The organism is Bacillus sp. JAS24-2 (genome assembly GCF_008274905.1).
In the GTDB taxonomy this organism is placed as follows: Bacteria; Bacillota; Bacilli; order Bacillales; family Bacillaceae_G; genus Bacillus_A; species Bacillus_A cereus.
The window spans coordinates 559,166-582,068 of the sequence record NZ_CP031069.1; the positions used below are offsets into that span (position 1 = coordinate 559,166).

A 22,903-nucleotide genomic window follows, 5' to 3' on the forward strand; every position below is an offset into this window, starting at 1 on the left:
AGACTATAAAAATATACTCTAAATAAAAATTACTTCCCTATCAATAAAAATTGATAGGGAAGTATTTACTTAGCAACATCCAATATAATCATCTTTAGTTCCGGCTTCTTTACCATCACATATGACTTGAATTTTTTCCCATTTTAATAATTTTGTACTTCCACAAGCATTGGCACACTTTGTTACTCCTGTTTTTACATCTTTACAAGCTCCCATTTTTTTCACTCCTTTTAATAGTTTTATTTAGATTAGCAACATCCAATATAATCATCTTTAGTTCCGGCTTCTTTACCATCACATACGACTTGAATTTTTTCCCATTTTAATAATTTTGTACTTCCACAAGCATTGGCACACTTTGTTACTCCTGTTCTTACATCTTTACAAGCTGCCATTTTTTTCACTCCTTTTAATAGTTTTATTTAGATTAGCAACATCCAATATAATCATCTTTAGTTCCGGCTTCTTTACCATCACATATGACTTGAATTTTTTCCCATTTTAATAATTTTGTACTTCCACAAGCATTGGCACACTTTGTTACTCCTGTCCTTACATCTTTACAAGCTCCCATTTTTTCACCTCCTTTCATTATTGGTTATTTTAATTTTGAATGGCCTCTATATAGAGTGGATATGAGAAAATTTTCTCATTTTGAGTGTAGACAACATATTCATATTCACCACTCTCTACTACTGGAAACCGTATTTCAACTACACCATCAATTCCAGGTTCCATAACCGCTTCTCGTAAATTTTTTAATTTCGGCAACTGACCAATGTATACATTATTTTTACTAGGGTCTAATACACAAATTTTATTTTCAAGTTCTGTAAGATCTTGTTCCTTTGAAAAGCTAAACTTAAATAACACATTTGTAATAACTGCAGCTGGTAAGGTCGGAACAGTTATTTTATTTAAAATATTGTATGCTGAGTGCTTTTTTTCTTTTGAATCAAAAAGAACTCTTTCTGCAATTAAGAATTGACATGAAATATCATTTTTCATATTTTCATCTCCTTATTTTTACAAATCAACGAAAAGTAAGCGTTATCATTTTTGTGCAATTTATTATTATCTAGCTCTAAGCAAATGAACTCATATTCACCAAAAAAATTAGGATTCATTTCCAAATCTATACTATTTATCACAATTTGATTTGGCCAGCATTTAGTTTTTCGTTTGTATATCCATATTGGGGCAGTTAAAATTACGATATGGCGTTCTTCAATTGTTTCAAAAAGTTTATCAATACTTTTAAAATAGTAATTATCATACCTTAAAATTACTATTTTATATTCACTCATCTTAGGTATAGATAATTGGTTAATAAAGGCATACATTTTGTTCTTCTCTTGCGCATGTAACCCTCTTTTAATGACATGTACATAAATAATAATTATACAAACTATAAATATACTAATTATTATGAATAGATTCATTTTGATAGAGTAACCTTTCTTTACTATTATTTTTTAACGATCTTATATTGTAAAATAAAACAATATATATACTAAGTAGTACTAAAATCATACTCATTTCTACTGTACGAGAAGGAGAAGGTAATAGTGTCTTAACTATTAATAATGTTATTATTAGAGAATTTCTTACAATTGGAGCTTTATTCATAAATCGCATCTTACCAAAGCAGCTACAACTCGTCTTTTCTAATTTATATAATTGTTTTTTTCTAAGAATAAGCACAATAAAGAATGCCATCAAAATAATAGTTCCTATTTCTTTAAAAGGATAAAACATATTGAATGCAAACATGTTAAATATGCAGAACTCTAAAATTAAGGTCATATAACTCACAAGCCATATATGTTTTACTGGAAAAATATCATATAAAATTAAATCGCATTTTAAATCTTGGATAGAATAGATTTTCATATAAAACGATGCGAAAAATATAAATGCTATAATCAAGTCAATAAAAGTAGAGAGAATATTAATTTTCCCCACCCACTATGCTATAAAGATACTTAGTAGGATCTTCGATATCATCAATTACTTCCATAGCTATTATCTTATTATTCTTATCAATTAAACATAAACTAGGTGTTTCTTGAAATCCCCCTTCAACAGTTAATTCTTTGCCAAAAGAAATTATATTAAAGTTAAATTTAAAGTATTGCTTAATTTCTTCAATATCCTCAATAGAACCATCCGTTACCAATAAAAAACCCCCATTGTATGCGCTTTCTATTTTTTGTATATTTGGGAGTAAATCGATACATTTCATACAACTTAGAGAGATTGCACATAATAGCCAAGGATCATCATAACTAAATTTTGTTAAATGGGTAGGTAACATTTTTCCTATTGTTAAATAGTCTCCACTAGATTTAGATTGCGTCGTATGATTTTGAAACATATCCTTAAATGCTTTAATCATAAAAAATCCCCCTTAATTTTCTAAAAACCCTTTAAACTTAATCGTAAGCTTTTCCAACATGTCATCTTCATAGCCTGTTACTGCGTACAATACTTGTCCTAATTGATTTATCAAATATGTACTTGGTACACCTCGAACGTTAAGTTCATTTTTCATTTTTTCCATTTCACATATGAAAACTGATGCTCTTCCTTCAAACATACTTTTCATATACTCAAAGTTGTCCCTGTTTGTATCAATTAAAATAAGTACGTTTAGAGATGTTCCTTTTTGTAAAAAGTCATCAAGTGCTTTGATAGCAGGTAAACAGCCTTCACATGATGTACTATAAAATAAAATTAAAAGGTGTCCCTTTATAAAATCATGTAGTTTTTGTTTCTCTACCTTATCTAAATATGGGTTATTTAAATAATCACCTACATCCACACTTTTAAGGAATTTAAAAAATTTCCTATGCCCTTCCAGTTGAAAATTCATATTAACCTCCATTTGTTCATAATATTGACTTAAATTCCAGTTTTATAAAAATAATTTCATTTTAAGATATAAGTAAAGTAGATTATTAATCTACGAATTCATAATAACAGATTTTTACTTATTTTCAATATTTTTCAATTTTATAAAAAATAAACTTATTTTTCTGTCAATTATAATAGTAGAACAGCTAATTACTTTAATAGGTCATTGTTCACATTACATATTCCTAGGAATTTGATCTGAGAAATTCCCTGAACTATCCTAACAAATGTGATTACAACTATTTTTTTAAAGCGATTAAAAAAAACACCCTTATGAGTGCTTTTCTTTAAAACTAATGTTTTTCACTAGATTTTTCATGTTCTCTGTTTTGTTCATAAGCTACACTATCGCGACCATAATCTAAATGTGAATCATCAGCTGGGTTATCAGAAGTTATATCCTAGTAACCTGCGCTATTTGCATCTGTACAGTTTGCAAAATAAATCTTGAAACTAGTGCTGACAATGCTTCTACTTTTTCTTTTACATAATGCATATCTTTTTAAATACGTTTATCATGCCAGAAGTTTATTGAAAAATGATTATTCTCATCATAAGCTTCAAATTCATACCCTTTTTCTTTTAATCCTTTTATTATTGCTGGAACTGCTGCGACAGATTGTGGATGAATATCGTGCATTAAAACAATTTCTTTTGAAGACGTCGCACCTGCTAAGACATTTTGAACAATTTTTGCAGCTGCTACATCAACGGGTAATTTATTGTATTTCCAATCTAAAGAATCAATTGTCCAATCCCATACTTTCAAATTATTTCCTACCACTTCATTTCGAAGTGATTCATTTAAACCAGGCATTGATCCATATGGTGGACGTGTTAATTTCGGTGTGTTTCCAATAACATTTCTAATTAATGATTGATCTTCTTTCATTTCCTTAACATATTCCTGATTGGTGTATAGCTTTTTAAAATCATGTGTCATACTATGCATGCCTACATAATGGTTTTCCACATGCTCTCGTTTTACTAAATCTGGGAACCTTTTCACATTATCGCCAATTAAAAAGAATGTTGCTTTCACATCATTTTTCTTTAATACATCTAATAGGTTAGCTGTATATTTTCCTGGTCCATCATCAAAAGTTAAATATGCAACTTTTCTTTCTTTACCATCAAAACGATTAGGTATCGATTTTTTTAATTCATTTTTAGGTAGACCGCTCACTTGTTGAACACTGTTAACCTCTTCCGCATTTACCAGCTTAGGATTCGTAATAGATTGAAACATGTAATACCCTATTGCTACTAATGTAATAGCCAACAATACACTTATAATTCTTTTTTTCTTAAGCTTAATTTTCATATTATAATCTTCTTTCTATCAAATCATTCCACTTTATGTCGTTTAGTTTTATTATCCTATTAGTTTATTAAGTTTTTTAACTTAACCAATCTCAATTTTGGACTAATCATTTTTATAATCTATATAGGTGAAAATTAGTGCCCTGCACTAGCGTTCATGGCATTTCCTATAATAGTTAGAACTACTGGAAATAATACTGGTCCTAAGGTAAGGACAATGTTTAAAAGTATATTGAACTACCCCCACTTTCACTTCGTTTAGAAGTGAGGGATTCCTAAGTAAAGAGTTCTATCGAACTCTAATTGATTAGGCTAACCCCACAGTCCTTGCGGTTAGAAGCCTTATCGCTTCATGCTTTAGATTGATACTTGCGTTAATATCCCTATCATGGTGTGTACGACAAGAAGGACAGTCCCATTCACGTAGGTTTAGATTTTTAGCGTCTTTATTTTGATATCCACAACAAGAACATAATTGGCTGGAATCAAATGTTTTCGATACGACAATGACTTGTTTGCCATACCATTTTGCTTTGTATTCTAACATGGATCGAAATTGCGACCAAGATACCTCACTAATTGCTTTTGCTAACTTATGATTCTTTAACATATTCGATACTTGCAAATCCTCTATACCGATAACATCGTGGTTTTTGATGATTTCAGTTGAAATTTTGTCCAAGTAATCTTTTCTAGCATTTGATATGTATTCATGAATTCTAGCTACCTTTACTCGTTGTTTATTCCAGCGAGAAGATCCTTTCATTCTTCTAGAAAGAACACGCTGTGCTTTCGCCAACTTATCTTCTAATGATCGGAAAAACTTCGGATTTTCATAGTGTGTTCCATCTGACAAAATAGCGAAATCTTTTAGTCCTACATCTACTCCAATGTAAGAATGTGTTTTCGGAAGTTCTTGTACTTCTGTTTCAACTAATAGTGACACAAAATATCTACCAGAAGGGTTCCGTCTAACTGTAGCATTTACAATACGCCCCTCTACTTCGCGACTTTTGGCAAATCGAACAAGGCCTAGTTTTGGCAACTTTATTTTGTTCCCTACAACGGCAATGTTTTCATTTGTTTGTTTTGTGGTATAAGATTGTACGTTGTTCTTCTTAGATTTAAAGCGCGGGGCGCTGTTTTGTTTTTTGAACAAGCGTGTATACGCATCCGCAAGGTTGCGAACAGACGACTGAATCGCAATACTATCCACTTCTTTTAGTCAAACAAGCTCTTTCTTCATGGCAGGTAGTTTGGCAGAGCATGTACCATAGGTCAAGCCTTTTCCTGTCTCTTTGTATGCTCTTGATCCCATAAGGATAGGAAATGATTGAATACAAAGCGAGAACACCCAATCGTTTTGTTGATTAGAATTGCTTGTGCCTGATTTGGATAGATACGAAACTTATAGGCTTTATTGATCATTATTTGATTCACCTCCATTTCGGTATATGACTATTATACACCAAACGTACATTCGATAGGCAGTGGAGTAACACTTTCTGTATGTCGAACAATTAAGCTGGCTTCCTGCCATCCCTTGTTCGAAGCCAATTCATCTCCCACCTACTCACTGGACTGTGACCCTTCACGCTCCTAGAGGAAGGAGTCTTCTTGGCTAAAATAATAAAAAAGCTTATCCTTTAACACGTAATAATAAGCTTTTTTATTATTCTTTTCATTTTTTGTTTTCGGAAGTATTTCTTTAAGTTGATAGCAATGTGGTGCTATCCCCTCACTGTAAAGCTAAAACTTTATAGTACCCCCAAAACGGAAACAACGAGTTGCCTTTATATAAATAGCTTTTGGAAAATTGATAATTTGGTTTAGGGATACTTTAAGATATTAGCTTGAAGAGCATATAATGCTACCACATACAGAGTGATCAAGATATTAAACTTAAACGTGTTATTTTTAGCACTCTAAATAATCGGGTTCAATGTATTTTTCTGTTTCAGGAGAGCTTTTAATTTCTATAGGATTTTTCTTAAAAGCTACAACAGTAATCCTATCTTCTTGAACTAAACTTCTGGATTCATTTATAGAAGAGAAACCTGTTCGCGTTAAAAAATTGTATAGAGAGGATTTTGTCATCCAAAAACTAGTAACGTTATCTAATGATGCCCATTTTGATTTTAAACGTTCTTCTATTGATGAATTAGCAGAGTGTTCTAGCATTGTGTGTCCCTTATATTCATAATTTTTATAAAGTACTGATACATTAGGAGTACAAGTGATATGAGTATCAATTATTACAAACCTTTTGCATACTTCATGTACTTTTTCTAAAAAGGGGAATACATCTGAACAGTCTAAATGATATAAAATACCAGAACATAAAACAATATCAAATTGACCATATTTTTCAGCACTTAAATTTCTTACATCATCTTGATAAAAGGTTAAGTTTTCCAATCTTAATAAATCTTTAGCGAATATAGCTTTTTGTATGTTTGATTCTCTTCCTTCTATCCCTACAACAGTTGCTCCTTGCATAGCAAACTCAATAGCGTAATGCCCCTCTAAACAAGCTAAATCTAAGATTCGAAGATTTTTAAAATCACATTGTGTGATATCTTGAATCATTGTCACAATTTTTTTTAATGCAGGATTTGGTTGTCGAATATCTCTTGTATATAGAGTATCTGTTAATTTAATATCATAAGCGGTCCATTCACCATATTTACGAATAATATTTTCTTTTTCGAGAACAAAATCTTTCATGATACAATTCGCCACCTTTAACATAATATTATGTGTAATATATATCTTTGATCAATATATGTGTGTATAACTTGTATTTAGACGACGGTAAATATTTTAAAGCTTGTCACTTTATCATGTGGTACGTTAACGATCCCTTCTTTTCGGGAGCCACTCGCAAATTTATAACAATAGGCAGCTCAAATAGTTAACTAATTAAACTACCTATTCATCTCACCTATCTAAATTATAGAAATAATTCTAATTTAACTAATTAAGATTTTTTATCGTTTTCCGACAGAAGACTCCTTCCTCAAAAATGTGAAGGTGTGAAACACCAATTTTAGGTGGGAGATGAATGTCGGTTGGCATAAGCCAACATATTTGCTATCATTTACTTGTACAGATTGCTCTTCGAAAACTGAAGATATGAGGTTGGTTGCAGAAAAACGTTGCAGCCGTAAAATCTTCAACGTTCTATCGCCCCACGCTTCTCAAAATTGCGAAAACCAAGCTAAAGTAGGTAGTGTGGTGAGTCAGCGTACAAGATACTTATGTTCTCACCGTAGGGACTGCGGGTAGAGCCTGCTAAGATAACTGGTGGATACATCGGTGTTCGCAGGAATCTCCCACTTCAAACAGTCCGTTAGGACGTTAAGTGGTGAGTAGTTCAATCTACATAGAATATCTTCTTATATTCATTTTTAGCCATTGCAAATGTCATAATGATAAGTGGGACACCACATTGCTATCAAGCTAAGCAAACAAAAGAAAATGATTCATGTGAAACAATTTACTAAATTTCCTCTGACATTTTTAGTTATGTTCCTAGCCAATTTAGCGAACTATTATTTTATCGTATTTATGTAATAAAAAATCCTTCCCAATTATAGGAAGACAACGTTCTAAAATGAAAACCTATATTTGATTTATAATTAAATTACCTCAAACTGATAATATACACTTTTCCCATTTTCCCTAGTTACTTTAACTTCAGCAAACCCTTTGCCAATGACATCCATCCTAACCATTCCATCGTCTTGTAATGTAACTTTTACAACTTTTTCTCCACCTTTTATTGTATGCTTTGCTGCAACTCCTTCTTCAACTCTAGATTGACCAACACGCCAACAGTCACTGCACTTTTTTTGGCTCTTAGATATCATTTCATTTTTTACATGTACACTGTTAGTAGATGCATCAACAATACCATTTGTACTCAACAAAATTAAGGAAGTTACTAAACCTATTCCCAGTTTCTTTAACATTATTTCATCCCTCCTGTGTTAATTCATACTTTTATATTAAACTGAGATTCTTTCAGGTAACTTTCATTTACCTTACAATAACCTTAAATACCTTTCTGTAGATAATGAATTCTTTGGAAGAAAGAATTCACATATCCATCAACTTAAAAGTTGTAAAAGGATCTCAAGGCAAAAAATTATAAACCTTCACTTGAGGATATCAATTTTCTCATTTTAGGTATTTCGTTTATTATCTTGATAGCAATGTGGAAACATATTAGGCTTAAGAAACCTTATCTTTTTTGTCTAATAGCAGTCCCTTTTTGAGGTTTAAGTCAATATGATGGATACTTATCAAAAATCTAAGGAATTATATATAGTTAAATACAAGTAAAGAAGATGGTCTTCTCTCTTCCACTCAAGATCATTTTTGTTTACGTCTGGCAGGGTGTTTTCGTTTGGTTTTGAGCTTTTTTATTTTTTCATGGATGACTAGGGCGTTTTCAATCATTGTTTGCCATGTAAGAACCATCCCCTAGTATCAGTGCTAACATTGCCAATATGTCTCCCCCTTTTGCACTTCCTAGATTCATTTGCCTCTATCTGTTTATCAAAGAAAATAGTTTGAAAGATTTTTTAATTTTATTAATATTTCTTCTACTAGAAACAGGATCTTGGATATATTTCGTATTTTCCCAAATAAAAAAGCACCTTTTACAGATGCTCTTTTTACTTACAAATTATTTATCGCTTTTCTTTTCTAAGTTTATTTTCTTCACTGAATTCGCTTCATAATCCCTATGACCTGTATCTTTTTCAAAATATACGTAGTCAGCATGAATAGATTTATGTATCAATTCTAAAATAACCGTAACTACCCCAATTTTCAGCATTGGACCTATTGTTGCAGAGAAATCTATGAGTAAAAAAGGCAGCCCTAATGCAAATGTTAAATCCATAAAAAATCTTAAAAATGCTACGGTTGTATAGATACCGCTCTTTTCATACTCTCTGTATTCAACGAATGAATACCATTCTCTTCGTCTTTTTTTCTTGATAAAAAAAGTAATCATTTCGTTTCTCCCCTTAATACTTTCAACATATAACTTTCAAAATTCTATTAAACATGTAAACTTAAATTCCTTTGATATGAAAGTTTGTATGCCACTCAAAATATTTATTGTTATCTATATTCCAACGATCACAAGTTTTTCCTTGAATATTTTCAATATAACCTCTTACAGATTTCGGTAAATTTTTCGTATCCACCAAACTAATGACTTCTCCCTTTTGGACACCGATATACCCCTTCTCAAATAAATCATCACATCCAAATTTACACATTGGTATAGCGATATGCTTTATATCTAATTTTTCTTGTCTGGAGCAGTGTGCTCTCTTTTTAATATGAGCAGCTACCAATAGGTCTACTGGATACTCTTCTCCACAAATACCACAATTACATGTTTTTTTAGTGCCAAATAAATACCCACGTATTATATTTTGCTCTCTTCTTGCTCTTCTTGTAACCTCACGTTCCATGGAGCTGTTTTGTTCTAGCTCATTTATAACAACTTCAAGATCTTTTTCAGCTTGTTCTTTCGTAATGGCAGGTACATGTGTAGTACTGTCAAAGTCAAAAGTATTCATAACAATATCACTTTTCTCTTCATCTAATAATCTAAATCCTCTTATAGTATTGTCTATTTTATAACCTAATAATGTATTAAAAGTATCAATATCAATAGATTGCTTTCTTATTTCATCTAAGAAATATATATACTCCCATGTTTCTCCTTCTTTATTTTCTCCCCAAAGATTCCTTGCTAAATTTGAATTGCGTATTTTATATGTTACTGTAGCAGAAGTGAAAAATTTCTTTTTCCCATAAAATAATGCTATATCTCCATTTTTTATCTTATTCCACTCTCGTTCATTGCTAACTCCAGGTCTATCTCCCCACAAATAAGCTTTTCCATTCTTATATATCTTGGATATCTCTTCGAAATCCTTCTTATTAATAAAGCGTTGAATCTGACTAAGATCTATTCCAATAGCCATAGTAGAATCATCTTTAAAATTCTCTTTACCGGTAGGTTGCAAAATTATACTCTTCATAGTTCTCTCCCTTTCTTTTTCTTAAATATTAATGTTCATTAAAAATCATTAATGATAAATCTAATATATATAAATTAATATATGTTTTAGTCGAAAAAATCTCCTGAAGGATTCACTCTTGAATCAATAATTACTTAATGAAATAAAAACAAAACTAACAAATTTTATATTTTGCAAAAATATTTAAAAACAACCTAGAATACACTCTCAGTTATCATATAGCTATCTTTTTTGCATGTTATTCATTATCGATCAAAGACAAATTCAAAACATAAAACTCCTAATCCTATCCCCACACCCTTCTGCTTCTATTTAGAATTAAATTTTCGATATAAAAATTTTTCTAACTTTCGTTCCTTAGATATATCTTCCCTATATATGATAGGTTTTTCTTGTATGTTATCATAATGTTTTTTCACCGTCTCTAACCCTCTAACTGCCACATATATACCACCATAAAAATATAGATATACTTTTATAGAATTTAAGAAATAACCGAATTCTTTCTTTGGAATAGCAGCAAGCATTGCTATTAAGATTGTAATCATACCTAATCCTAATTCAAACAGACCATATATATACATTGTACTTTTATTTTGCTTTAACCTATAAAAATTAATAACTATCTTATAACAACCAATGACTAATCCTATCACTACCATCATAAAACCCGGAATTTTTAATAAAACGATGTTACTATTATCTAGAAACATAAAGACTTTACTTATTATAAACAAACAAATAATACTAATAGAAAGATATAATATTAGTATCATTATATCTGTAAAAACATTATTATTATTTTTTTGTTTTATCTCACCCTGATTCTCTTCTTGAATCTCCTTTTTTACCTCTATTTGAATTTCCTCTTTTAATTCAGGTATCTTTTCTTTTACCTTTTTCTTTACTTCTTCTTTTACTTCCTCTTTTATATCTTTTAATACATGTTCTACAATTTTCTGTATTTCTTTCGTATCCACTAGATTTTTCACATTCCTTTCTTAAATCTCTTTATCTCATAATCTGCAAGATATAAAAATATACAGTAGATCGTCATTGTCCTTCAGTAGTGTGAGTGTATCACCGTACCTGTGCACCATCCATTATAAAAATTCATACATTTTCCTTTCATAAATGATACTATCAGTACCGGAACTGGTATTAGAATCTAAGTTGCTGGTATTTATAACTCTTTACAGCAAAAAAACTTCTTCGCTTAGTATTAGAAGAAGTTTTTTTACTAGAGTTTAATTAATTCAGATCTTCCAAATTCGATCATATGCATACTCAGCCATTGCATTAGTTCTTTCTAAAATCAGTTCATGCGTCCAATTTTCTTCCTTCTCATATTGTTGTACAAATTGTTCAACAGTCTTAAGAGCAGATTTTTGATATGCTTTTACTTTACTCTTATAATCAACATTGCCTATTCTATTATTAATCCCTCCGGATAGAGGTAATAAATTCCCCATCATTCCTAAACTTACTTCATTATGAGTAGATTGAGAACCAATATGTTCTAGCGTTACGTTTAATACACTTAATTCATTCGTATCCTGCAAATGACTTTCCCATTTAGAGAACACATATTGTATCAATTTTTTATCTTTTTCATTTTCATCTGTATACTCAAGTTGACACCATTTATCTATAAATTCGTGTTTTGATGGTAATCTCTCTCTTAAATAACTAAGCAATTCTTCTACAATAAAGGTGCTCTGTTCAGTACTATTTGATTCCCTTAACTCTCTAGCTAATCTAGAATATGTAACTTCTAAACCAGATGCTCTTGAAGAACATACAGCAGAAAAAATGAAATGAAATTTTTCAATTGCATTTACACACTTTTTTAATTGCTTTAATTTCACAGTAGGTTGCTGCGCTTTATATCCTGCAATTAATGCAAGCAACAAACTATTTGCAGCACTAATTTTAAAGTTATTTAATGCTTTTAGAGATAAATAAACTTCAGTTTGCTCTTGAAGTGGCCAATCTGATTCTAACGGCTTAGTAATTAACTTATAATTGTTAGACTCTAGTTTTAACTCCTCTAAGAATTCTCTCATTCTTTCATTAGTCTGATCAATTATTTTGTTAAAAGATCTATATATCCTAGCCTCAGTTGTTTTTTCATATTTAGAGATCCAAAAATGTCTAAAAAATGTCGATAAATTCGTATTACTGCTTCTTTCTCTTAAATTTCCTTTTATTTCTTCCCATCCTTCTTTTGCAATATCTGAGGGATGATTAGCTGGTAAACACTGAAAGATCTTATTTTTTATTAGATCCATTGTAGATAGATCCATTCCTTTAGCATTTAATGTTTCAAAAATTGTATATGCTTCAAATCTATTTGCTACAGTAATATATACTGTTTCTAGAGCAAGTATCTGATCTCTTATAGCACTTAAACACATAATATATTGATGTTTATCACCAACTGAAAGCTTCAATTCTTTCTCTTCATTTAAGTGAACCATTAAATTTTTCATTTGTAATTTTCTTAAGAAAAATTTATAAGCCTCTAATAAATTACTTTCTTCTTGATTATTTGGTGTCCGACTCTCTTTGTTCAAATGCTGGACTGCGCTTTGGAAAAATGGTTCAGATGTTTTTGTAATCAATCTAAAATATGGTTCATTCATTAGATTTCTTGCCTCTATGTAACTATAAACTCCTTGTGCTAAATTGTGTTCCCCTGCGCTCTTAAATGCTTCGACTAATGCTGATAGTAAAATTGTTATTGTTGTTAACCTTTGTTGGCCATCAACAATTTCTAATTTACTATCTTTGTCATCTCCTACCATTACTAAAGAACCAATAAAATACTCACTCGTACTTAACTCTCCGTCTCTCAATACAATATTATCTACAATATCATCCCAAAGCTCATTTAATTGATTCGTTTTCCAAGAATACTCCCTCTGATATCTAGGTATAATATATCTCTTATTTACACTTAGAATATCTTGAATGGTTTTTGTATATGCTTGCATTTTCATGAAATTTACTTCTCCTCTTTTATACAAAAATTTTAATGATAACATATTATATGATAATATAGATATGCATTATTTACCATATACACTTAAGTATTCTTTTTTCTTTCTATACCCGCGCAACAGTTATCTTTTAAATCTCTCATTTAATAACCCCATTAATCTACCAACAACCTCCATATATTGAACGCAACAAACTTCAAATTCACCATAAATCCCCATTCCATATAGCCTCTGACTCGATAATTACTTTAATTCTAATTAATTATATTCTTTTAGGCATTTGAATTAAGTTTTCTCCAGAACACCCCTTCAGTTGTTCAATAGCTATCTTTTGTGCATGCTCTTCACTATCAATTAAAGAGAACCCTTGATTGATAGTGCTCCAAAATTCATATCCACAATCCTCCATCCATCTATAAACTTCTGTTGTGTACAAATCATCTTTTCGTCTTATAATTTGCACTTTGTATCGTTGGCTAGGAGAAAAATATTCCTGTACAACTTGTCTCATTATTTGATTCCCCCTCTCAAAAATATTCTGGTAGTTAATTTATAAAAAGCCACCTATTTATATAGATGACCCACTCTGATTGATTATAAGGTTGAGATTTCTCACGTACTGCTCCTAATTCAATAAACTGTTTGTCCCATGATGTACTGAATCTTTTTCTCCCTTTTCGTATTGCCTCAATTTGTGGAAGAAGTATCCGACAAGGTAGCTATAAAAAAGTCTACAGAGTGTCCTAGCGGTAAAATGATTCCTATTTCCTTAAAACAAAATATAAAAGTTACAAACAAACGTAATAGTAATGAAAATAAAATCTGGAACAAAAATGAAGTAGGTTAAATTCGCTTCTTACAAAAGGAGTATATATAATGAAAGCAAAGAAACTCACATACATATAGGTGTCAATTAGGTTCCCCTAATTAACTTTTTTAGACCTTCAATCCTTTTTTGACCGCATCCTCCTATAAAACCAAGCTGTTCGGCAAGATCCCGTCTAAATTTCAAAAAAGCTTCATCATTCATCCTGTTCACGTCTCCGATATATCCAACTAGAATTTGTTTTATCTCAAGCTCGCTGTTAAAGTAATCTTTATTCTTTTTGTACAAGTCATGGATGTAATCATCTGGATAGGCTATTCTTTTCTTCACAAGCTCCTCAACTTGATTTTGATGATAATTATATAGTGCTTCTATTTTAAAAATATCCAGATGCTGGATCACCGCTTCTAAATGATTTGGTACTTCCATAGATATTTCATATGTAAGCTCATCAGCTTTAAATTTGAAATAATCCCCAATATGCTCTTCATAAGGACTGATGTTGATAAAAGTAAAGTTTCGATCCCCTTTCAGAGATTGATTACATGATTTACATACCGGTACAAGATTATAGAGAGACATCGAAAAGTAAGGATAATAACACTTTGGTAGGAAGTGATCGATATCTGAGCGCATCTTTCCGTTGTCCGAAAGGATTGGGGTAATATACTGTCGATTGCAATAAGGACAAACCCTTATTCCGCTCTCCATTACAAAATGATAATCATTCCACTCCTCTTGAAAAATATCAACTTCTTTAAAATTATCCATGGTGATATTCAGTTGCTTCAGTTTTCTAAATTGTTTCGCACACGTATCGACATGAAGTTCTCCTAAATTCCTTGGATCAAGATAATCCTCTATTTCTTTTTTTTGTTTAGGAAAATTGGCACTTAGGATATTTACGATTTCCTCTTGTACCCTAGAAGAATATCGCTTTAACCCTAGATTTTGAAGAGCTTTTTTTTTGATATAGTAAAAAAACTCTTTTACCTTAAACTGTTTATAACCGAATATCTCATTCAAATGAGCAGAGTAGTTTTTTCCTTTTTCAAGACGAATTAATTCATAAATATAGGGGCAGTTTAGTTTAATTGACTGATCTAATCTTTTTAAATTCGCTAAATTTCCCTTCGCGAAGGTCTTGTATGCCTTCCTAATGTATCGGATTAACCATTGATGTTCATTAAATAGTTTTTGTTGAATTTCTAAATCACTCAATATCAAATTCATTTTCCCTTTTAATTCACTTATTTCTTCAGGAGTATGGCTATATGAATGCCCTAGCTGTGGTAATATCCGATCTCTAAAATACTGTTCATGTAAATCCTCAGCCTTTTTAGAAAGTTGAATTTTCCTCATAGTTCCTGATCCTTTTCATTAGTCTGGATGATGTAATCAATTAACTCGTTACGATCTTTCGGCGACAATTTATTATACAGACTGATAGCACTCTTTAATTCTTCTCCAGTTTGATATACCTCCCGAAGCTGTTGGAGCTTAGCTTCAAATGCCTTTCTGATCACCTTTTCGCCAATTATTCCTGTAATATATTCATAATATTTGAGTTTCGAAGAATGATTAGGTCCTATTTTGTCATATACTTCGATCTGCACCAACTCATTAAGTTCTCTTCCGACCTCTTGAATTATCCTGTTTGAGAACTCTCCAACCGTTTGTTCAATGAAGAAGGCATCCTTAAATAATGTATAAACATTTTGTCCAAAAGTTTCAGAGTGTTCTTTTATAGAATCATTTGTACTTTTTTTCAAGTAGATTACATTGCTCTTTGGAACATCCGAAAGCATCATTGGCGAATGAGTGGTTATTATAACCTGTACCTTACAATTTTTGAACATAACGTTTAATATATTCAATAAACGGCTTATATATTGAATTTGCCATTTTGGATGAAAAGATAAATCCGCTTCGTCGATTAATAACAAGATATTTGTGCAAGGAATTTTACCCATAGACGAATAATTTACAACATTATCGCCTCGGCTACCAATTTGCCTATCCTGTATCAAAACTGAATGAAGTCTTGAATAAAGATTTAATAAATTATTTTCTCCCGTACTCAATCCCCACGAGAAATTCAAGAAATAAAAAGGAGAACAAGTACTATTGTAATGCTTGAAAAAAGCACCAAATCTTTCTTTGTTTATATCATTAAGCTTAATTTGAACCACAGCATTCCATTTATCAGCAGCCTTAACCTCAACATCAAACATCTCAAACTCAATTTCCAACCAATTCAAAAAAGAGAGGTATGGGATAAGCCTTGAAATGTAGCGAGATCTTGCTGTTTCTAATTCTTCCTTAAATCTTTCTAGAAGTTTTTTACTATACGAAATTATACTCTCTTGGTCATTGTATGGTTTATAAACATGTAGGAGACATTTTAATTCTTTGTACCTAAGTTCCGATGTTATAGCTGGTTCTGCTACATCTTTAATGGCGTTTATAACCAAATGATATGCTATTAGGGATAAACATATTGACTCTCCGGAATTTGGTATTAGACGATTCATAGTAAGTAATTGATCAATCATATCTTCAAATAACGATTTTACATCGCTACTTTCATCCTTACCACGCATACCCTTCCGAAAATTTTTTTTTAGTACATCTGCAAGCGTAGTTCTTTTAAATGTATTTTCTGCAACCTTAACTGTTAAAACATTTAGCATATCAAAGAAGGAGTCGGTTTTAATTTCTTCCTGCTTATATTGATATAAGAAGTTAATTTGCCTGTATACTTCATTATTAAAAAAGTTGTAGATCTGATTCTCGTCAAGAGGTATGTGTTTACGTTCTACTGCATTTTTGTAATCTCTTCTCAATAGCCCCCCTACGGATGCATCATGCACCTTTCCCGGTTTCTCCTGTGAATAGTCATGAATGTCTAACATATTGCTTACATAAACAAATTTTGTTTTTTTTATCCATTCTTCAAAAATGTCTTCCTCCATAAGAGTTACCTTCGTATCTTTACAATTTATATTCCTGATTTGCATTTTATGGCTATACATTTTTAACTCTTTTTGACTTTGGTCATAGAAACCTGCAATAAATGGACCGGTCAAATCCATTGTGTTAGTCAGTCCATCCATAATGAATCTCAGAAGAGTTGTTTTTCCAGCTCCATTATCACCCACAATTACGCTCAGGTTAGATATATTTTCCCCAAAAAAATTATTTGGCATTTTTTCTCCTAATTCATTGTTGATATGTAGGTCGTGGGATACAGTATCGTAATTAAATTGATAGCTATTTTGAAAATAAAAGTCTGTTTCTTTAAAATTTCCATATTTCTTAATCCATAAATAGATTAGTTCCATGATACAATTACCCTCCAAATTTATGAGTCTAGAAAATATTATACCATTACAATTTATAAGTATATCAATAAAACTTAATATAACATAACAAACATTTATTTTTACACTTTTATAAACCTTCCTAGTAGTCTCTCGTGCATTGCTAATAAAAAGCATCCTTAATATTTTAGTTTTATTAAAAAAAGGGCCACTCAAACTTGAGCAGTCCCCTTTTTATTTCACATATACATTTCAAAAAAATATTCCTTTGATTTATCTCTTAGATTCTAAAGCCGATATACGTTCCTCAAGGTTAGCTAATATCGTATGCAGCTCAGCACTTTCAGCCTAGAGTTATTCATTTTTCTCATTAAAACCTTGAATAGTAGCTAAGGCTACCCCTTACAAATCTATACTTGAGATGTACTTTTCATCACCTTCATTTAGTCCGAGAGCAGCTTGAAAATTCTGAGCAGTTGGTCAAATATGACGCTAACCGGATAGGCCTTCTTTATAGTTCCAGAGGTATAATTGAATAATCTATATAATTTAGACAATTAATATATATATTGTTCAGAACCATGTAGTAACCAATAGATTTATATTTGTTCTTATGCCTTCGGACCGTATTTCTTTCTTAATACTGCCAGTTCTTCACTTAGTTTTTCCACATCTGATCTCCAAAACAAACTCATATTTTTCATTTGTTTTAATGGGATAATCCGTTCCTTTTTAACCAATACATTTAGCCTAGCACGATTTACATTCAGTATTTCCATTGCTTCTGATGTTGTCAAAATATGACTATTTACAAATTTTTCAATATCCTCTTTACTTTTCAATTCATACATGATTAATCACCTATTTTCATAATCGTTTTTTTATAAATGCTAAAATTAATCTTATTACTAGAAGTAGTACATAAATAGTAGTTGTTGTGATTACAACATAATCTAATATCCCCAAATCATTCCAGTTAACAAAGAATACTAAAACTATTGTTAACATGAGAATAATTACAAACCTACTGTTTAAAAAGTTTAAAAGGCTAATAAAATTATCTTTTAACTTTCTTATCTCTTTTCCCTCATGATTCAGCATACTAAATCATTCCTTTCTATTGCGTATAGTTGAACCATCTATATAACTTGGAACAATTAATATCTCCATGCCTCAAAACCATGTTGTAACAGCTGGATTTATATTTCCCCTTATGCCTTCGGACCGTATTTCTTTCTTAATACAGTCAGTTCTTCATTTAGCTTTTCCACATCTGATCTCCAAAACAAACTCATATTTTTGGTTTGTTTTAATGGGATAATCCGCTCCTTCTTAACTAACTCATTCAATCTAGGACGAGATACGTTCAATAATTCCAATACCTCTGATGTTGTCAAAACATGATCAATTACAATTTTTTTAATATCCTCTTCGCTTTTTAATTCATACATTCTTAATCCCTCGCTTTTATAATCGTTCATTTATAATTGTCGTAACTATATTAAGTAGTGTGGCTACTGCAAAACAGATAGTTGTTATAATAAAAACATAATCTATCGTTTTTAAGTCGTTCCAATCAATAACAAATACAAAAACCATCGCAAATAAAAGAACAGGTCCTATCGAGCTTTTTAAAATTCCCCAAAGTTTATCTTTTAAATTTTCCATCTCTATGCCCACATGATTCATGCATACTGAATCATTCCTTTCTATAAGGTATAATACCAAAAAACTAAATAGTTTTAAGAAATGTTATATTTACATTGTTTAAAACCATGTTGTAACTGCATATATGATTAAAGAAAGGGCCATAATAGCTCCAACAACTATCACAATTAGTCCTATACATCCCAAAAGAAATTGAAATAGATAGTATGCTCCAATTATAATCACGAAGATCAGCGCTAAAAGTGCAAGTATCTGCAACATTATTGTTTTAAAAAAGATTAGTCCTATAATAATTACAGCTATTATGGCAAAAATCCTCATACCGAAAAAATGACCTCCAATTTTCAATAACCATATAGAGCACAGACTTTGCTGCCCTAAAATCATAATAAATTATTTTATTTGCATATTCATTATACATTATGTTATGATATAACAGTTGTTAAATTAAGTAAAGTTATTGCATTTTCCCTTCTTAATACTTTATAATGAAAACAACGATTAAACGAAGTAAAGACAGGAGCTGTTTTTCGGGAGACGCTCACCTAAATAAAAAACCGATAAAGATCAAATTCAGCGGAGTTCTTTTCTGTTTCACCTCCGTAATTATATAAATTAAAAGAACAGGCACATATTCAGCGAAGTTCTTACCCATTCACCTTCGTAATCATACAAATTAAAAGAATGGTGATTAAATTTGGTGTAGCTCACCGTAAGTGAGCAAAACACCACCTCTCGATTCATAGAAAACCAATGATAGACGGGAGTTCTTTTTCCAATACAATCAGCTATATTAATAGCAGATAAAGATCAAATTCAGCGGAGTTCTTTTCTGTTTCACCTCCGTAATTATACAAATTAAAAGAACAGGGACATATTCAGCGAAGTTCTTTTCCCATTCATCTTCGTAATCATATAAATTAAAAGAATGGCGATTAAATTTGGTGTAGCTCTACCGTAGTGAGCGCGAAAAAATTGGTGTAACTCTACCGTAGTGAGTATATAAAAAACTGCCTGCAAAATCTTAGACATATCTCTAAGATTTTGCAGGCAGTTTTTCTGTAAAGAAATATAATTCATATTAAACCAATGACTAAAACTAGATTTTATGAGGATGTTTTCAGTTTGATCACACTAAGTTTAGACTTCATGAATTTGAAAGTATAAACATGGCCATGTTCAGGTAAAGGTTTGAACATGTTTTCCATATGGATTGGCCCTACATTATTAGCTAATGAAGGTGAAATTTCTTTATAAATTAAAGAAGGAAGATTTATTATAGTATTTTAACTTAAAATACAAAACAATATTAGTACACCTATGATACTCTAAATAGTCACATGTATATTTTCTAAAACTCTTTTTTATCACCCTGTTTTAACTCCCTCCCCAGCCCCCTACATTGTAATTTTAACGAATTTTTCGAAAGAATTCTCCTTCCTCGAGCGTGTGAAGGGCGTAGCCCAACGGTAGGTGGGAGATGAATTTCGTTTTGGCGTAGCCAAAAGGTTTTCCTTTTTATTTTGCCTCTGATATAATCAGTCTTATAAATGATAAAGGCTGGTATATAAATGAAATTAGATAGTAATAACCATTCAGTATTCTTGTTGTATTATCACCTTGTATTGGTCGTGAAATACAGAAGAAACGTGTTTGATGATGATATGTCAGACTATGCAAAAAATATGTTTGTTCGACTATCTGAAAACTATAACATCACATTAGTTGAATGGAATCATGATGTAGATCATGTTCATATTTTGTTCAAGGCACACCCTAATACAGAAATGACAAAATTCATCAATGCTTATAAAAGTGCAAGTTCTCGACTTATTAAAAGAGATTTTCCACAAGTGAAAAAGAAACTTTGGAAAGAGATGTTTTGGTCAAGAAGTTTTTGCTTGCTAACTACTGGTAGTTCGCCAATAGACGTAGTAAAAACATATATTGAAAATCAAGGTGAAAAGTGAGGTGAAATGATATGACAAAGCATAATAAAGCGTATAAATTCCGTTTGTATCCAACAGAAGAACAAGCACATCTTATGCGTAAAACCTTCGGTTGTGTACGTTTCGTGTATAATAGAATGTTAGCTGAACGAAAAGAAGTGTACGAAAAATACAAAGATGATAAGGAACAACTCAAGAAACAAAAGCTTCCCACTCCTGCGAAATACAAAGCAGAATTTGAGTGGTTAAAAGAAGTTGATTCATTAGCATTGGCAAATGCTCAACTAAACTTGCAAACTGCCTATAAGAATTTCTTTCGTGGTCAAAATGACTTCCCAACATTCAAAAGCAAAAAAGACAGAAAGTCTTATACAACGAATGTAGTGAACGGAAATATTATATTGCTTAACGGCCATATCAAATTGCCAAAACTGAAAATGGTACGTATCAAGCAGCATAGAGAAATACCACAAGACCATGTAATCAAGTCATGTACGATTTCTATGACACCTACTGGTAAATACTACGTGTCTATCTTGACTGAATACGAAAAAGAGATTGTACAAAAAGAAGTAGAAACAGTTGTTGGATTAGACTTTGCGATGGATCGATTATACGTTAGTTCTGAGGGTGAGAGAGCCAATTATCCTAAGTTCTATCGTGAAATGTTAGACCGATTAGCAAAGGCACAACGAGTATTATCAAGAAGAACAAAAGGTTCTATTCGTTGGAATAAACAACGTACCCGTGTAGCTAAGTTACATGAAAAAGTAGCGAACCAACGTAAGAACTTCCTTCATCATAAGTCTAAAGAGTTAGCTACTCATTTTGATGTTGTAGCTATTGAAGATCTAAATATGAGAGGAATGTCGCAAGTACTTCATTTTGGAAAAAGTGTCGCTGATAATGCTTGGGGTATGTTCACTTCTTTCTTAGCTTATAAACTACACGAACAAGGCAAACAACTTGTGAAAATAGACAAATGGTTTCCTTCCACAAAAACATGTAGCAGTTGTGGAAATGTGAAAAATATGTCATTGTCTGAGCGAGTATATTCTTGTATATGTGGTGTAAATCTCGATAGAGATTATAACGCAGCTATCAATATCAAAAATGAAGCAATACGCCTATTAGCGTTAGCATAGATAGCAATAAAATAACCCTTGGAACAAGGGAGTTAGCTCGGCTGTCTTAGGACGAATTCGTTAGCTACCAAAAGTAACGACTAACCGAGAAGCCCCCACTTCAAACAGTCCGTTAGGACGTTAAGTGGCGGGTAGTTCACTAATCTAGTCTCTGCACATACCTTTTTTTGTAGAAAAACTATAGTATAATAAATAACCAGAAGATCTATTTCTAGATTATCCCTATTTATGTGCCTTTCAGTTCATTTTTTGCTATTAGTTCCTGTGTTACATACATCAAATACATAATAACTGGGAGAATTAGAGAACTAACAGTTTTACCTTTGTCAGTAATAGGATGCCTTTCTTCGACTAGAATGACTTTTATTATTAACAGAGTTCCCCCTCCTAGATCAAATGTAACAATTTATGAGTAGAGGAATATTTTCTGAACTTTAATGTAATGTAAAATTAGTAAAGAACATATTTCATGAAAAAATGTTAACTAATAAAGAATTAGAAGTGATTATGTGAACAAATTATTGCTATCATGTTTATTAGTTACATTCTGTCTAAATACCGCAGGATGTTCTAATGATATGACTATACTAAAGGATAGTTCTAAACCTTCAACACCTACGAAGGTTAAATGCATTAACAAAGCGTGGTACAAAAAATATATACCATGTAATAGTTTATGA

At 31.3% G+C, this 22,903-nt stretch carries 23 protein-coding genes and 3 pseudogenes; 3 read left to right on the forward strand and 23 right to left on the reverse strand.

Annotation, left to right across the window (positions count from 1 at the left end):
- Window positions 1–69: 69 nt before the first annotated feature.
- The 18 genes and pseudogenes from DN407_RS31865 to DN407_RS29850 all read right to left on the reverse strand — a co-directional run bounded on the left by DN407_RS31865 (window position 70) and on the right by DN407_RS29850 (window position 13,823).
- Entirely contained in the window at window positions 70–216 is a 147-nt protein-coding gene (locus DN407_RS31865) for a hypothetical protein (RefSeq protein WP_179955830.1), read from the reverse strand.
- 32 nt (window positions 217–248) lie between these two features.
- A complete protein-coding gene (locus tag DN407_RS31870) occupies window positions 249–395 on the reverse strand; it encodes a hypothetical protein (RefSeq protein ID WP_179955831.1) in 147 nt (48 codons plus the stop codon).
- 32 nt (window positions 396–427) lie between these two features.
- Complete coding sequence (locus tag DN407_RS31875) at window positions 428–574, reverse strand: hypothetical protein (RefSeq protein ID WP_179955832.1); 147 nt, start codon at window positions 572–574, stop codon at window positions 428–430.
- A gap of 29 nt (window positions 575–603) precedes the next feature.
- Window positions 604–1,008, reverse strand: a complete 405-nt coding sequence (locus DN407_RS29765; RefSeq protein ID WP_149217064.1) for a hypothetical protein — start codon at window positions 1,006–1,008, stop codon at window positions 604–606.
- The gene (locus DN407_RS29770) at window positions 1,005–1,343 is read right to left on the reverse strand and encodes a hypothetical protein (protein ID WP_231130364.1); all 339 of its coding nucleotides are present in this window, start codon (window positions 1,341–1,343) and stop codon (window positions 1,005–1,007) included. The genes DN407_RS29765 and DN407_RS29770 overlap by 4 nt, the downstream gene beginning before the upstream one ends.
- Before the next feature lie 76 nt (window positions 1,344–1,419).
- Window positions 1,420–1,893: a MauE/DoxX family redox-associated membrane protein gene (locus tag DN407_RS32815; RefSeq protein ID WP_065705669.1), complete on the reverse strand. Its 474-nt coding sequence runs from the start codon at window positions 1,891–1,893 to the stop codon at window positions 1,420–1,422.
- Between the two features lie 58 nt (window positions 1,894–1,951).
- Entirely contained in the window at window positions 1,952–2,398 is a 447-nt protein-coding gene (locus DN407_RS29780) for a hypothetical protein (RefSeq protein WP_000587997.1), read from the reverse strand.
- A 12-nt stretch (window positions 2,399–2,410) separates the two neighbouring features.
- Window positions 2,411–2,875 (reverse strand): TlpA family protein disulfide reductase, encoded by a 465-nt coding sequence (locus DN407_RS29785; RefSeq protein WP_098348493.1) that lies wholly within the window; start codon window positions 2,873–2,875, stop codon window positions 2,411–2,413.
- A gap of 543 nt (window positions 2,876–3,418) precedes the next feature.
- Window positions 3,419–4,240 (reverse strand): peptidoglycan-N-acetylglucosamine deacetylase, encoded by an 822-nt coding sequence (locus DN407_RS29790; RefSeq protein WP_149217065.1) that lies wholly within the window; start codon window positions 4,238–4,240, stop codon window positions 3,419–3,421.
- Between the two features lie 134 nt (window positions 4,241–4,374).
- Window positions 4,375–4,476, reverse strand: a pseudogene (locus DN407_RS29795) (DUF3902 family protein); the annotation flags it as partial.
- Between the two features lie 70 nt (window positions 4,477–4,546).
- Window positions 4,547–5,667: pseudogene (gene tnpB, locus DN407_RS29800) on the reverse strand (IS200/IS605 family element RNA-guided endonuclease TnpB).
- Between the two features lie 489 nt (window positions 5,668–6,156).
- Window positions 6,157–6,966, reverse strand: a complete 810-nt coding sequence (locus tag DN407_RS29810) for a class I SAM-dependent methyltransferase (RefSeq protein ID WP_149217066.1) — start codon at window positions 6,964–6,966, stop codon at window positions 6,157–6,159.
- Window positions 6,967–7,880: 914 nt separating this feature from the next.
- Window positions 7,881–8,213 carry a hypothetical protein gene (locus DN407_RS29825; RefSeq protein WP_149217068.1) on the reverse strand — a complete coding sequence of 111 codons (333 nt, stop codon included), beginning with the start codon at window positions 8,211–8,213 and terminating at the stop codon, window positions 7,881–7,883.
- Window positions 8,214–8,932: 719 nt separating this feature from the next.
- Window positions 8,933–9,265, reverse strand: a complete 333-nt coding sequence (locus tag DN407_RS29830; RefSeq protein ID WP_254520385.1) for a hypothetical protein — start codon at window positions 9,263–9,265, stop codon at window positions 8,933–8,935.
- A 61-nt stretch (window positions 9,266–9,326) separates the two neighbouring features.
- Window positions 9,327–10,310 (reverse strand): HNH endonuclease, encoded by a 984-nt coding sequence (locus DN407_RS29835; RefSeq protein ID WP_149217069.1) that lies wholly within the window; start codon window positions 10,308–10,310, stop codon window positions 9,327–9,329.
- A 308-nt stretch (window positions 10,311–10,618) separates the two neighbouring features.
- Window positions 10,619–11,290 (reverse strand): hypothetical protein, encoded by a 672-nt coding sequence (locus DN407_RS29840; protein WP_149217070.1) that lies wholly within the window; start codon window positions 11,288–11,290, stop codon window positions 10,619–10,621.
- Window positions 11,291–11,566: 276 nt separating this feature from the next.
- Window positions 11,567–13,312, reverse strand: coding sequence for a DUF262 domain-containing protein (locus DN407_RS29845; RefSeq protein ID WP_179955833.1), 1,746 nt, complete (start codon window positions 13,310–13,312; stop codon window positions 11,567–11,569).
- A gap of 262 nt (window positions 13,313–13,574) precedes the next feature.
- Window positions 13,575–13,823 (reverse strand): hypothetical protein, encoded by a 249-nt coding sequence (locus DN407_RS29850; protein ID WP_086388401.1) that lies wholly within the window; start codon window positions 13,821–13,823, stop codon window positions 13,575–13,577.
- A 180-nt stretch (window positions 13,824–14,003) separates the two neighbouring features.
- Here DN407_RS29850 and DN407_RS32495 point away from each other — a divergent pair.
- A pseudogene (locus DN407_RS32495) lies at window positions 14,004–14,129 on the forward strand (helix-turn-helix domain-containing protein); the annotation flags it as partial.
- A 96-nt stretch (window positions 14,130–14,225) separates the two neighbouring features.
- Here the strand turns inward: DN407_RS32495 and DN407_RS29860 are convergent.
- The 5 genes from DN407_RS29860 to DN407_RS29880 form a co-directional block, all read right to left on the reverse strand.
- Window positions 14,226–15,500 (reverse strand): HNH endonuclease family protein, encoded by a 1,275-nt coding sequence (locus tag DN407_RS29860; RefSeq protein WP_149217071.1) that lies wholly within the window; start codon window positions 15,498–15,500, stop codon window positions 14,226–14,228.
- Window positions 15,497–17,482, reverse strand: coding sequence for an AAA family ATPase (locus DN407_RS29865; RefSeq protein WP_179955834.1), 1,986 nt, complete (start codon window positions 17,480–17,482; stop codon window positions 15,497–15,499). The genes DN407_RS29860 and DN407_RS29865 overlap by 4 nt, the downstream gene beginning before the upstream one ends.
- Before the next feature lie 590 nt (window positions 17,483–18,072).
- A complete protein-coding gene (locus DN407_RS29870) occupies window positions 18,073–18,312 on the reverse strand; it encodes a helix-turn-helix domain-containing protein (protein WP_149217073.1) in 240 nt (79 codons plus the stop codon).
- A 360-nt stretch (window positions 18,313–18,672) separates the two neighbouring features.
- The gene (locus DN407_RS29875; RefSeq protein WP_242292777.1) at window positions 18,673–18,942 is read right to left on the reverse strand and encodes a helix-turn-helix domain-containing protein; all 270 of its coding nucleotides are present in this window, start codon (window positions 18,940–18,942) and stop codon (window positions 18,673–18,675) included.
- Window positions 18,929–19,150 (reverse strand): hypothetical protein, encoded by a 222-nt coding sequence (locus DN407_RS29880; RefSeq protein WP_142341290.1) that lies wholly within the window; start codon window positions 19,148–19,150, stop codon window positions 18,929–18,931. The genes DN407_RS29875 and DN407_RS29880 overlap by 14 nt, the downstream gene beginning before the upstream one ends.
- A gap of 1,550 nt (window positions 19,151–20,700) precedes the next feature.
- Between DN407_RS29880 and tnpA the strand changes: the two genes are divergently transcribed.
- Complete coding sequence (gene tnpA / locus DN407_RS29885; protein ID WP_149217074.1) at window positions 20,701–21,099, forward strand: IS200/IS605 family transposase; 399 nt, start codon at window positions 20,701–20,703, stop codon at window positions 21,097–21,099.
- An 11-nt stretch (window positions 21,100–21,110) separates the two neighbouring features.
- Window positions 21,111–22,223 carry an RNA-guided endonuclease TnpB family protein gene (locus tag DN407_RS29890; RefSeq protein WP_149217075.1) on the forward strand — a complete coding sequence of 371 codons (1,113 nt, stop codon included), beginning with the start codon at window positions 21,111–21,113 and terminating at the stop codon, window positions 22,221–22,223.
- The last annotated feature ends 680 nt before the right edge of the window (window positions 22,224–22,903 follow it).